We start from the raw sequence: 11987 nt of genomic DNA, 5'->3' as shown, positions 1-11987 counted from the left end.
ATCCCTTAGCTTTTTGTTACGCTTTTCTTAAGTACATCGGCAAACTGTGCTGCCATGGCTTCGCGATTTTCAGGAGCAACCTGAGTATTTAAAATATGTGTAATGACGTTGCCTAACACCATAAGTGAAAGATCGCGGTTTGCACCGCCTTCTTCTAGGGTTAGAATAACGTTATTCATTAGCGTTTCGAATTCGTCGTTGCTATAGCGGCTCTGTTGGGGCATTGCTACGCCTCTTTTTTATGATTATCTTTGATAAAAAGAATGGTTTTAAACGTAAAATGATTATAATCGTTGTTTGAGTGAGTACAATCATTCATTCTAAAATCCCGCAATTCTTTGAATATTTCTGACACTTTTTAAGCAACAGGACACCAGATACTCTATGAGTGCACTGATTCATCACTTTGTTGTACATCGCTTGATTGTAAACAAAGAAGAGAAAATTGAAGCAATTCCCCGTGATAACTGCTTGGCAGTAACGCCGGAAATTGAGCTTTTAGCCCATCAAATAAACCATAGCTTCAATGCTAAACCCGGAAAAGGCGTGGGGCATTTTGTCACTGAGGTTACCCGCGAAGCAAAAGTGGAAAACGAAGAAGGCGAAGCAACCACACAAAAAAGCACCGAGAATGTGGCTGAGTTCGCTGAAGGTCTTAGACAGTACATGGATATTCAAAAAGCAGCGGGCGACAACGTAGAAGACGCGTTTCACGGGTTTTCTGTATCGGCGACAAACCGCTTAGTACGTACTTTAGCTGATACAGGTACGGTAGAAACTGGCTTTCTTATATTCTGCCAGTATGAATACCTAGCCACACAGTATTTAATGATAGCGCTACTGAATACTCGTTCACATGTTGAGGTGACTAATTCATTAGACCTGTCTGCCCGTGAACATTTAGATTTAGCTAAAATGCAGCTGGCCGTGCGTTTTGATTTAACACAGTGGGATATTCAGCCAGAGCAGCAGCGTTACGTTAGCTTCATAAAAGGTAGAATGGGTCGCAAGGTATCCGATTTCTTCATGCAGTTTGTGGGCTGTGAAGAGTTAGTTGATGTTAAGCAACAGAATAAGCAGTTAATTTCTACGGTGGATGCGTACCTAGCTAGTGAGTCTTTAGATCCGCAAGAGCAGCATCAACACAGAGAAGAAGTTAAGTCGTACTTCAAAGAAAAGATTGATGCCGGTGAAAGTCTGTCGGTGGATGAACTGGCAAATCGACTTCCTCAAAACGAAGAGACTAGCAGTAACTTTTCTGCCTTTACTCAGTCTATGGAAGCTCCGCTTGAAAAAGAGATTCAGCCCGACCCAGCAGCGTTGAAACAGCTTGCGAAGTTTACCGGGCAGGGTGGCGGCATATCGCTAAGTTTTGAACGTAAGCTAATGGGCGACAGGGTGTTTTACGACCCGGCTACGGACACACTAACTATTCGTGGAATTCCACCAAATTTAAAAGATCAGCTTAATCGCCAATCTTCAATGGACTAGTCGCTGCGAAGCGAAGCTAAAAAACGTATACTAGTTAACAGAATATCAACTCGATTCAAGGGTGTTATGCAATTATTTGTAAATGATTTGACAGTGATGGACTTCTCTTACCTTTGCCCGAAGCGCGGCATGGTGGGTGAAAGCTGGATTGTCGATGTGATTTTGGACGGTGAACTTAATGAAGAGAGCATGGTTCAAGACTTCGGTCACGTGAAAAAGAACCTAAAGCGACTTATTGACGAATATGTCGATCATAAGCTTTTAGTACCCGCGGAATATAGCGGTTCAGAAGTTATTCACGATGACGTTACTGAACAGGTAGAGACCCGCTTTACCTGCACCGATGGGCGTAGCATTATGCTACATTGCCCGGCTGAAGCGTATGCGTTTGTTTATTCAGATGAAATAAACATGGAGTCTGTTGGCGTTTACCTAAAGGAAGTGTTGGCAACACACCTACCTGAAAACGTTGAGAACATAACGCTGCATTTGCGTGAAGAAATTATCAACTCACCGTTCTATCACTACACTCATGGACTTAAGAAGCACGATGGTAACTGTCAGCGTATAGCTCACGGACACCGTTCTCGCATTGATATTATCCTTGATGGCGAAGTGAGCACGGAAAGTCAGCAATATTGGGCAGACCGTTGGGCGGACATTTATATTGCAACCCGTGAAGATGAAATAGCCTATAGCGACAGAAAGCTTAAAGGTGAAGTATCAAATGCTGAAGACTACTACTGTTTTGCTTATGAATCATCACAGGGCTATTTTGAACTACTTATTCCTAAATCAGACTGTGAAGTCATCGAGACCGATTCGACGGTTGAGTGTTTAGCGCAGTACCTTCTTGATGAACAAAAGAAGCGCACACCTGACGGCGTTTGCCAAGTAATTGCCTATGAGGGCGTGGGTAAAGGCGCTACGGTTAAAGGTTAGCGTTAGCATAAAGCAGCAAAGGATAGGGCATAATATGGCTTCCACACATACTAAAGACGCGTTAACTAACCCCATAATCAGCGTGATAAAAAAAGCGTTGGGTAATAGGGCACCAAGTGCATTAACGTGTATTTTTGCAATGGGTGTTGTTATCACAAGCCCTGTTGTGACTGCGGCAACTGCAACGAATGAAGGCATTGAAATATCGTCTGGCTCAGTCGAAGGGCAAGACCAGATTGAAGTTTCGCTAAATGGAAAATTTACCCAAGGCGCCTTGTTACGTGGTCAGGCACCAGTAGACGCTACGGTCACTCTTAATGGCGAGCCAGTGCAGACAAACAAGGACGGCAAATTTGTTGTAGGTTTTGAAAGAGAAGCACCTCTTCAGCAACGTTTAATAGTGACGCTAGATAATGGTAAAACGTGGAAGCGCGACATTCCCCTTGAAAAGCGCGAGTACAATATTCAGCGCATTGATGGTTTAGAGCAGAAAATGGTTACGCCGCCTGCTGAGGTAACTGCACGGATAAAACGAGATAACGTCAACGTTGCCAATGCGCGCAGCGGAAATAGCGATTTAGACGCTTTGTTCACCCGTTTTGAGTGGCCAGCTAAAGGTAGAATATCGGGCGTGTATGGTAGTCAACGCATATTAAATGGTGTGCCGAAATGGCCGCATTACGGCGTAGATATCGCTAACAAAACAGGCACTCCCGTATATGCGCCTGTGGATGGTGTGGTTACCATGGCCGACGATCTCTATTATTCAGGTAATACCTTAATTCTAGATCACGGTATGCGTGTTTTTTCAACGTTTTTACATATGGATAGTTTTACGGTTGAAGTGGGTGATACCGTTAAACAAGGTGAACAAATCGGTACGATTGGGTCAACTGGGCGCTCCACCGGCCCGCATTTAGACTGGCGTATTAACTTAGGGAAAACTCGACTAGATCCGCAGACCATAATCTCTGGTTCTCCCGAACAATAAAAGCAAATAAATTTTAGTGGTTAAAGCAACATAGGAAAGGCGCTTTCAGGTAGAACCCGAAGGCGCCTTTCTAGTATTTTTTTAGTGATCTTTTAAGTAATTATGCGTTGCCTTATTTACCTAATCACTTATTGGATTTACCTAACCACTGATTAAGTTTCTCTTCATCGGTAATTTTAAAGTACGCCATTTCCTGTCTAGCCCGAGTGACTTCAAGAGGCAGGGTTAAAAGTCGCCCATCGCGGATAAGCGTTATGTCTACCGTCGATGTCTGCGCGTTATCCAATAAGCGTTGTAGCTTTTGAGCATTAACAATATGGCCGTCTAGAGCAATTATCACATCGTTAAGAAGAATACCTGCCTTCATCGCGGCAAGACCTTCAAATACCTGAACTACCGAAAGTCCAAACGTTGCGGCTTTTAACGTGGCGCCAAGCTGGTTTTTGATTGAAGGCTGCTGCGAAGAACCGCCTTTATCTTCGGCTGACACACGTGTACGTGTTTTGTAACTAACGCCCATACCAGAAACCAGTGACGCCAATTCTACATCGTCTGTGCTATAAACAACTCGGTCTAAATAGTCTGAAACATCAATGCCAAAATGGGTATCGCACAGCGACTGGATCACGTTATCGGGTGTGCCACACTCGTCAATACCATAGTGCTTCCACAGCAGTTGCATTACGTTGTCTAAGCTTACTTGGTTGTTTGACCTTTCGCGAAGCAGCAAATCTAGACCAAGGGCAATAATGCCGCCCTTAGTGTAATAACTGACGATGTTGTTGGTAGCGCTCGCATCCTGCTTGTAAAACTTTGTCCAAGCGTCAAAGCTACTTTCAGCTGCACTTTGTTTAAAACGCCCAGCGTTTTGTAACAGTCGACTGATATTTTGAGCCACAATATCTAGGTATTTTTGAGGCTCAATAACACCAGCTCTTGCTAGGGTTACGTCATCGTAAAAGCTTGTAAAGCCTTCATAAATCCAAAGCTGATTGGTGTAGGTTTCCTGAGATAAATCAGGTTTAACCATCACCTCAGGTTTGATGCGCTTCACATGCCATGTATGAAAGAATTCATGGCTACACAAGCTTAAGAAAGTTATATAGCTGTCGGTTTTGTTTTCACCTTCACCAATCTGTGGCAAGTCAAAACGTGGATAAAGAAGGGCGGTTGAGTGCTTATGCTCTAAACCACCAAAGCCGTTATCGGCAAGCAAAGTCATAAACAGATAATTATTTATGGGTTGGGGAGCACCAAACAAATCCAAGTGATGCTTGCAAATAGGTGTGAGGTCTCTAGCTATGCGCGGGTAATCGATATTGTTGTTTCCAGAGAAAAGCAACGTAAAAGTAATACCGTCTACGTCGAAGCTGTGGGTGTCTGCAATACCAACGTAAATAGGGTGGTCGATGAGTTCATCGTAATTCTTTTCGACATAATGCCAGCGCTTCGAACTCGTACTTTCACTGCGAATTGGCATAGAGGTGTAAGCCTTCCAATTTGCGGTAGATGGGTCACTATCATCGAGTTCAATGTCTAGTTCGCAGGCTGATTGCTCAAAACCGGAAACGCGTAAAAACGCACTCGTGCCATTTATAAATGCGTACTGATCGTTCATAAAGGCAGAGCGAATTGACAAATCATTGGCATAAACCGTGTAGTTAACGGTGCAAGGTTTACCGTCAGTTTCAACACGCCACGTTTGTTTATCGAGCTTAGTTACGGGAATATGATTAGCGTTTTCGCCGCTAGCATTCTCTATGTGGCTGGCACTTGACGTAGCACTTAACCTAACTATGCTTTTCGCAAAGTCGCGAACCATGTAGCTTCCTGGGATCCAGCTTGGAAGAGTAAGTGTTAGCGATGAATCTTCATGTTCAGGAATGTGTAGCGCAACAGTAAATTGGTGTGCACGCCAATTTGAAATAGTTAACGTATAGTGAAGAGCAGAAGGCATAGACGTCCAATAGGGTAAAAAAACGATACCTTAACTATATCAACCTATTAGGTTAATCCCAATAGATTGGAAACCACCCTATAGATTTTTAGGTTTATAGAAATCGGTTTTCCATCATAGTGTTGATAAGTTTTGATTTGATGCGTAAATTGGACGAACTTACATTAAATCCAGCAATAACAAATACAAATGGCTGACAAAATACAAAGCGACTTACTGAGCGAAGATAATTTGGAATCGTTGCGAACGCTAGTACCTGGCGGTATCGTCGACTTACAAATTGCGATGCCTGCTGCCCCGAAGCGTGTAAAAACAGACTATATTGGCATGCTTACAGATGAGTGCTTGCTTTTTCATATCCCTACCTCGGCCAAGTGGATAACCGTTCGCGATGCACTCACTGTAGGTAACGAGGTTGTCGTTCGTTCCGTACTCGAAGGCGATACTGGCCAAGTTATTGCCTTTAAAGTAAAAGTGTTAAAGTTGCTCGCCAAGCCTTCAGGTTTACTTATCACAACGTTTCCTAAACGCATCGAAAGTATAGGGCTTCGCGCGGTAAAGCGCGCGCAATTGGGTGTATCTGTAACATTGGAGTCTGAAGTGTATCCAAATGATGAAAATGTGACAGGTATAATCATTGATTTAAGTGAGAAAGGATGCAAAGTTGCACTCCAGGTCAAGCCAAATTGGCCTGTAATGCTTGATGAAGCCGAAGTTCGGCTAAACTATTCGTTAGACGGTAAAGAAGTAGCCCTTACAGCAAGGGTTAAAAACCATAAGCATGAAAGTGATATGGTTTATTATGGGCTCGCCTTTACCTGTGATGAAAAACTGATAAAAACACTGTTGTCCCGACATACATTGTTGACCTAGTGGTTCGTTAAACGTGTTTACGGGGCGATTTAGATAATTATTAAAAACAGGCAAAGGGGCAGGTATGAGAAGCATTGAGCGTCTTTTAATGCAGTATGGCGAAAGTCATCAAAACAAAACGAACGTTATCATTCACGCTATCGCCGTACCAAGTATCTACTTCGTTTCTATAGGCTTGCTTTGGAGCTTGCCGGTACCGGATTTTATTGCCCAGTTTGATATAACCTGGGCACAAATTATTGCAGTACCCGTGCTTTATTATTACTTCATGTTGTCTGGGCCAATAGGTGCAGCAATGACACTGCTCACCATATTATGCTTTGGCGCTGTTAATACGTTAGAGCACTTTAATATCTCAGTATGGTTATTCTCTTTAGTTTTGTTTGTCGTCATGTGGGTATTGCAGTTTATTGGGCACCATATAGAGGGCAAAAAACCATCGTTCTTCGAAGATCTACGTTTTCTGTTAGTTGGCCCCGCTTGGTGGTGGGTTCACTGGCTTAAGAGAATGAACATAAGCTATTAATATAAGCAACGTTCTATTGAAAAATGCTTAATTTCAAACATTTGCCCTGCGACCAGAAGCATAAGGTGTACGACCAAGCCGCTTGGGTCACAGCAGCGCTGGCGTATAATCTTCTTATTAGTTTTTAAATTGGTAATATTGTGAGTCGCTTTCAGCGTGTAATAGAAAGTAATGAACGGTTATTTTGGACGTTGCACAGCGCAGGCTGGGCAGGGTTTGCGATAATTTATTACATCGGTTCGTTTCTTCATGATGTAAGGCCCATTTGGGTTTTTATAATCATGCTTAATGCCTATGCAGGGTGGTTGTTAACTATTCCACTGCGCTACGTTTATCGCTGGGCAAGAAAACAATCGCCGCTAAACATGATCATAATAGTGATAGTGTCGTGTTATCTAATAGCGTTATTGTGGGCGGTAGTGAAAAACATTAACTACTGGGAAATATATAAACACGGGTATCGCCCAGATGAATGGTATATGTATTTCACCAACACCATTAACTCACTGATAATGGTCGGCTGCTGGAGTGGTGTGTACTTCGGCATCAAAAACTTTCAGATGCTGCAAAAAGAAAAGCAAAATGCGCTAAAAGCCAGCACCATGGCCCACCAGGCGCATATCAAAATGCTTCGCTATCAGCTTAACCCGCATTTTCTTTTTAATACGCTGAACGCTATTTCTACCCTTATCCTTTTGAAAGAAAATGATACGGCGGAGGCTATGGTCTCGCGCTTAAGTGATTTCTTGCGCTACTCGCTAGATAATGACCCGATAAAACGCGTCCCGTTAGGTCAAGAGATAAAGGCGTTAAGACTTTATCTTGAAATAGAAAAAGTGCGTTTTGATGATAGGTTGGATGTACAGTGGGATATTGATGAAGGCTGCGAAAGTGCTCTTGTACCTAGTATGATCTTGCAGCCAATTATTGAAAATTCAATAAAGCATGCCATATCTAAGATGGAAAATGGTGGTCGTATTTCCATAACGGCACGTACGTTTGGTAATGATTTATTGATGGACGTGGCTGATAACGGCCCAGGTGCAGATATCAAAGATGGAAACCTTAGCCGTGAAAATGGTGTGGGCTTAGCCAATATAAAAGAGCGTTTGCAATCCCTTTATCATCGTAATTTTGCATTCTCTATAGAACACAATCAGCCTTCCGGTGTGCGGGTTAGAATTCGCATACCGTATGAAGTTAAGGACGTATAACATGACAAAGCAAGTGATTAAAACCATTGTAGTGGACGACGAACCTTTAGCGCGCAGAGGCCTTCGTGCTAGGTTAGAACGTCATGATGATGTACAGGTTCTTGCAGAATGTCAGAACGGTCTTGAAGCTGTGAGCAGTATTTCTCAGCATCGTCCAGACTTAGTGTTTTTAGACATTCAAATGCCGGGTTTAAATGGCTTTCAAGTTATTCACAAGCTTCGTGAATTAAAGCAGCCAATTCCAATGATTGTTTTCGTAACTGCCTACGACAACTATGCGATCAAAGCTTTTGACATACACGCGCTAGACTATCTATTAAAGCCTGCGGACGATGAGCGTCTTGGCGCCGCGTTAGATAAGGTTCGCGAATACTTCTCAACCCAACATCAAGATGAGCAGTCTCAAAAGTTGGTGAGCCTAGTGGCTGAACTAACCGGTGATGATTGCGAGGAAATTCTACGTAAATTAGCTAGCGGAGAGCCGGTTGAGACGAACCCTTACCCTGATGTTTTAGCAATTAAGGATGGTTCAGAAGTAACCCGTGTAAATGTACAAGACATTCAATGGATTGATGCGGCAGGGGATTATATGTGCGTACACGCGCTCGATGGCATGCACATAATGCGTAAAACCATGAAAGAGCTTGAGCAAGAACTAAACCCGCAATTTTTCGTTCGCGTGCACCGTTCCGCCATAGCTAATATTCGTTTTGTTAAAAAGCTAGTCAGTCACATCAGCGGCGAGTACCACTTAATACTCCAAAACGATACAGAACTTAAGGTGAGTCGCAGTCATCGCGATAAAGTCAAAGCGGCTATGAAAATGTAACTAAGCTTAAGTAATAAAATATCCAAGGCGTTGTTTAGAAATAGACAACGCCTTTTTTGTTTGTGGTTTTCAGGAACTAACTATGCGGATTGGTATAAGCTTCTTGTTTTCTAATTATAGCCTCTAACCGTCAATTGAGTTGCTGCTGTATCGCTCATTCATAAGCGTACGCATAGCGTCAACACGGGCCTGGTTTAGAGGTTTGGTATTTTCCCACGTTTTATTAAGGGGCACAGTAACAGGGCGTTGATTTACTTCACCCACCATAATGTTAGTAATGTCGCTACCGACTAGACTTATAGCGAATTCTCCGAGGGTTGTTGCAAGCAACCTGTCTTGCGCAACAGGCGAACCGCCACGCTGAACATGGCCTAAGGTTACCGGCCTGACGTCAATAATATCGTGGCTCTGTAATGCATCAGTAAGGCCAGCTAAGCCATTTGGCCATACGTTTTCAGCAACAACAACGATGAAACTAACTGGCCCTTTTAACGCGCGTTGGGCTTTTATTTGGGCTACAAGCTTTTCTATCTCTTTGTCAGCAGATTCAAAATATTCCGGTACAACCACGTAGTCGGCTGCAGAAGAGAGTGCAGCATTCAATGCTAAAAAGCCCGCGTTCCTGCCCATGACTTCTATAAGAAATATACGCTCAAATGCATCTGCAGTATCTCGAACTTTATCGATAGAGCTCATCGCAGTGTCTATAGCGGTAAAATAGCCGATGGTTGCATCTGTGCCGTTAATGTCGTTATCTATCGTGCCGGGAATTCCTAAAATTTGGCCGTCCCATTCTTTCCCTAATTCCGCTGCACCACGAAATGACCCGTCGCCACCAATCACAATAAGCGTATCAACTTCTGCCTTCATTAAGTTGTTAGCAGCTTTTTTAATTCCTTCTTGGCTCTTAAGCTCTTTACACCTTGCACTGTGCAAAATGGTTCCGCCTTGTTGAATCAAGTTGTGAGTAGAGTCTAGTGAAAGGGGAATATACTCTTGTTGCAACAGTCCATTGTATCCATGCTTATAGCCAAGCAAAGTATAGTTCGCTTTCTGGCACGCAATAATTGCAGCACGTATACATGCATTCATACCTGGTGCATCGCCACCAGAGGTTAAAATTGCGACACGTTTTGACACATTAAAATCCTTCTTTTTACCAGCATAACAATTAAGGTAACGTTAAGGTATCAAGACGTAAAGTGAACATGTGTTTCGTAGAGAATTTAAATAACTGAAAGGAAGAGTGCAGAACGAGCCTTGAGCGCTTGACTATTTACGTCTGCTTTTCAATTGAATTTATAAGTAAGCGAATTTACAGCAAATAACGTAGTTAACAAAAAAGGATAAGTTATGCGTGTACTGTTAGTATTTATTTCTGTGGCGTTTCTTGCTTCATGTAGTTCCAAATTAGCCTACAACAATTTGGATTGGTGGGTTTACTGGTACATGGACGACTATATTGAGCTTAAAGATGCACAAGAAGAAAAATTTGATGACTATCTACAAAACTGGCTACGCTGGCATAAAACCTCTGAACTTAAGCGTTACAAAGCTCAACTTACCGAAATTAAACGTCAAATCAAAGAAGGGCGTTTAGATTCAGATACTGTCCTTGAGCATCTCGCAAACGCAAGAACGCATTGGGAAAGAGTGCGTGATGAAGTAAGCCCTGAGCTTGCACAAATTGCAAAAACACTTGATGACGAACAAGTTGTTACGCTTTTTGCTGCCCTTGAGAAAGACAACAAAGAGGAAGAAGAAGAGCGAAAAGAGGCGCTGGAAAAGTCTGAAGAAGAACGGTTAAAAGACCGTGTTGAGCGCATTGAGGAGACCATCAGTGAACGCATAGGCAAGCTGACTAGCGAACAAAAGCAGTTAGTGTCCACGTACGCGACCCAGTTTATTCCCACGGGGGCGGAATGGCTAACCTATCGCAGGAATATTCAAAACGCGGCACGAAAGCTATTTGTAACCCGTAAATTTAACGACAACTTCGAAGCAGAACTCGTTGACTTGATGCAAAACCCAGATAGCTATAAAAGTGATATTTACAAGCAAAGTAGCGCCCATAACATGACCGTTAGCGCTACGTTAATATCCGAGCTTTTTTCCACGCTAACTGACAAGCAGCGAGAGACCCTTATCGAAAACATAGACGACCTGATTGATACTGTAGACAACTTCAGAGACTAAGTTGGTTCTTACAGCGCCAGTGCTATTCTACAGTTAAACCAACGTATAATCAGAGCTTGGCCCTAAGATAACGGGCTAAGCTCTGATATATGACCTCTGTTATACTAACCCGGTACTATTAGTTCGTTTATATTGGCTAATTTTTGTTACCACAAAGCTTATTACCATCGCTGATCATCTTTCTGGCCCGAGCGTTCGATTGCTTAATCATATCGTCTATTAGCGATGTCTCTGGCATATTTTTCCAGTACTTCTTCGGCATTTGATTTAACATCGCACTTGTCTTGATACGCGCAGGATTAAATATATTGGCGTAATAGGTCAGCCAATATTTTTCAATGCGGTCATCGTCAGGCACTACGCTTGAATCGGGATTATCTTCTAAAACTAGTGTTTCGGTATCCCAATGAGCTGCGCGATAGGGGGTTAAAATTGACCAACGCATATTCTTAAATCGGGTTTGGAAGAAGTTAAGCTTTATCTCTAAACTGAAATGCTCGGGTTCATACCAGGCGACAAAATGCTCTTGCCCCTCTACGTCTATTTCTCTGAACCTCAAGAAGGCACTCATTTTATAAGCATCACGCTTTACCGCTTTCGCCATAGCGAAAAGCTGCATAACATCGTCGTCAGTTTTCATTTGTATGAGTTGCTTATTTTCATAAACAACACGCCACAACACCCGGTAACAAAGCGCAAATCGATTATCATCGTTATGGCACAGGGCGTACTTTAAAAGCATCAGTGTAGGTTTAGGAATTCTAAGGTTGCTTCGCGGCTTTTTTCGCGGCATTTTACTTTCGTATGGCTCAGCGCCACTACCGAACAGATCGTCTTGTACTGAATGAGCGCTCTGCCAAATAATATGTTCAGGGGAGATACGCTCAGCAATGCACTCTCGAGAGGCTTCCCGCCATTCATCAAAGCCAGGTACTGAGGTAATGGTAATGGTCTTCATATAAAACAAC

12 protein-coding genes are annotated in these 11987 nt (G+C 42.9%); 8 read left to right on the top strand and 4 right to left on the bottom strand.

The genetic code is table 11. The annotated features are described in order from the left end of the window. Window positions 1-5: 5 nt before the first annotated feature. Window positions 6-224 (bottom strand): YejL family protein, encoded by a 219-nt coding sequence (locus ACXAFM_RS18095; RefSeq protein ID WP_179983423.1) that lies wholly within the window; start codon window positions 222-224, stop codon window positions 6-8. A gap of 160 nt (window positions 225-384) precedes the next feature. Here ACXAFM_RS18095 and yejK point away from each other — a divergent pair, with 160 nt between their 5' ends. The 3 genes from yejK to ACXAFM_RS18080 all read left to right on the top strand — a co-directional run bounded on the left by yejK (window position 385) and on the right by ACXAFM_RS18080 (window position 3424). Further along, window positions 385-1491, top strand: a complete 1107-nt coding sequence (yejK, locus tag ACXAFM_RS18090) for a nucleoid-associated protein YejK (protein ID WP_474825552.1) — start codon at window positions 385-387, stop codon at window positions 1489-1491. A gap of 66 nt (window positions 1492-1557) precedes the next feature. Next, entirely contained in the window at window positions 1558-2433 is an 876-nt protein-coding gene (locus ACXAFM_RS18085) for a 6-carboxytetrahydropterin synthase (protein ID WP_474835671.1), read from the top strand. Between the two features lie 139 nt (window positions 2434-2572). Beyond that, the gene (locus ACXAFM_RS18080; RefSeq protein ID WP_474835854.1) at window positions 2573-3424 is read left to right on the top strand and encodes a M23 family metallopeptidase; all 852 of its coding nucleotides are present in this window, start codon (window positions 2573-2575) and stop codon (window positions 3422-3424) included. A 124-nt stretch (window positions 3425-3548) separates the two neighbouring features. Here the strand turns inward: ACXAFM_RS18080 and ACXAFM_RS18075 are convergent, their stop codons facing one another. After that, on the bottom strand, window positions 3549-5381 hold the full coding sequence (locus ACXAFM_RS18075; RefSeq protein ID WP_474835670.1) for a M61 family metallopeptidase: 1833 nt from the start codon (window positions 5379-5381) through the stop codon (window positions 3549-3551). A 189-nt stretch (window positions 5382-5570) separates the two neighbouring features. On the opposite strand from ACXAFM_RS18075, the gene ACXAFM_RS18070 reads away from it, so the two are divergent. The 4 genes from ACXAFM_RS18070 (at window position 5571) to ACXAFM_RS18055 (ending at window position 8823) form a co-directional block, all read left to right on the top strand. After that, complete coding sequence (locus ACXAFM_RS18070) at window positions 5571-6254, top strand: PilZ domain-containing protein (RefSeq protein ID WP_474835668.1); 684 nt, start codon at window positions 5571-5573, stop codon at window positions 6252-6254. A 64-nt stretch (window positions 6255-6318) separates the two neighbouring features. Next, window positions 6319-6780, top strand: coding sequence for an Mpo1 family 2-hydroxy fatty acid dioxygenase (locus ACXAFM_RS18065; protein ID WP_474835667.1), 462 nt, complete (start codon window positions 6319-6321; stop codon window positions 6778-6780). A 140-nt stretch (window positions 6781-6920) separates the two neighbouring features. Further along, window positions 6921-7994, top strand: a complete 1074-nt coding sequence (locus ACXAFM_RS18060) for a sensor histidine kinase (protein WP_474825569.1) — start codon at window positions 6921-6923, stop codon at window positions 7992-7994. Between the two features lies 1 nt (window position 7995). Next, window positions 7996-8823 (top strand): LytR/AlgR family response regulator transcription factor, encoded by an 828-nt coding sequence (locus ACXAFM_RS18055; protein WP_179983431.1) that lies wholly within the window; start codon window positions 7996-7998, stop codon window positions 8821-8823. A gap of 123 nt (window positions 8824-8946) precedes the next feature. Here the strand turns inward: ACXAFM_RS18055 and ACXAFM_RS18050 are convergent, their stop codons facing one another. After that, the gene (locus tag ACXAFM_RS18050) at window positions 8947-9963 is read right to left on the bottom strand and encodes an ATP-dependent 6-phosphofructokinase (protein ID WP_474835665.1); all 1017 of its coding nucleotides are present in this window, start codon (window positions 9961-9963) and stop codon (window positions 8947-8949) included. Between the two features lie 213 nt (window positions 9964-10176). Between ACXAFM_RS18050 and ACXAFM_RS18045 the strand changes: the two genes are divergently transcribed. Next, window positions 10177-11019, top strand: coding sequence for a DUF6279 family lipoprotein (locus tag ACXAFM_RS18045; protein WP_474835664.1), 843 nt, complete (start codon window positions 10177-10179; stop codon window positions 11017-11019). Window positions 11020-11155: 136 nt separating this feature from the next. Here ACXAFM_RS18045 and ACXAFM_RS18040 read toward each other — a convergent pair whose 3' ends face one another. Next, window positions 11156-11977, bottom strand: coding sequence for a TIGR03915 family putative DNA repair protein (locus ACXAFM_RS18040; RefSeq protein ID WP_474835663.1), 822 nt, complete (start codon window positions 11975-11977; stop codon window positions 11156-11158). Window positions 11978-11987: the final 10 nt, after the last annotated feature.

The sequence above is a fragment of the Alteromonas sp. ABD4_190 genome (assembly GCF_056160105.1).
Note: the sequence above shows the minus strand (reverse complement) of the source record. Positions and strands in the feature narration are given on the sequence as shown.

Coding starts and splice junctions, on each gene's coding strand:
- ACXAFM_RS18095 (WP_179983423.1), bottom strand. CDS start 224: ATGCCCCAACAGAGCCGCTATAGCAACGACGAATTCGAAACGCTAATG.
- yejK (WP_474825552.1), top strand. CDS start 385: ATGAGTGCACTGATTCATCACTTTGTTGTACATCGCTTGATTGTAAAC.
- ACXAFM_RS18085 (WP_474835671.1), top strand. CDS start 1,558: ATGCAATTATTTGTAAATGATTTGACAGTGATGGACTTCTCTTACCTT.
- ACXAFM_RS18080 (WP_474835854.1), top strand. CDS start 2,573: ATGGGTGTTGTTATCACAAGCCCTGTTGTGACTGCGGCAACTGCAACG.
- ACXAFM_RS18075 (WP_474835670.1), bottom strand. CDS start 5,381: ATGCCTTCTGCTCTTCACTATACGTTAACTATTTCAAATTGGCGTGCA.
- ACXAFM_RS18070 (WP_474835668.1), top strand. CDS start 5,571: ATGGCTGACAAAATACAAAGCGACTTACTGAGCGAAGATAATTTGGAA.
- ACXAFM_RS18065 (WP_474835667.1), top strand. CDS start 6,319: ATGAGAAGCATTGAGCGTCTTTTAATGCAGTATGGCGAAAGTCATCAA.
- ACXAFM_RS18055 (WP_179983431.1), top strand. CDS start 7,996: ATGACAAAGCAAGTGATTAAAACCATTGTAGTGGACGACGAACCTTTA.
- ACXAFM_RS18045 (WP_474835664.1), top strand. CDS start 10,177: ATGCGTGTACTGTTAGTATTTATTTCTGTGGCGTTTCTTGCTTCATGT.
- ACXAFM_RS18040 (WP_474835663.1), bottom strand. CDS start 11,977: ATGAAGACCATTACCATTACCTCAGTACCTGGCTTTGATGAATGGCGG.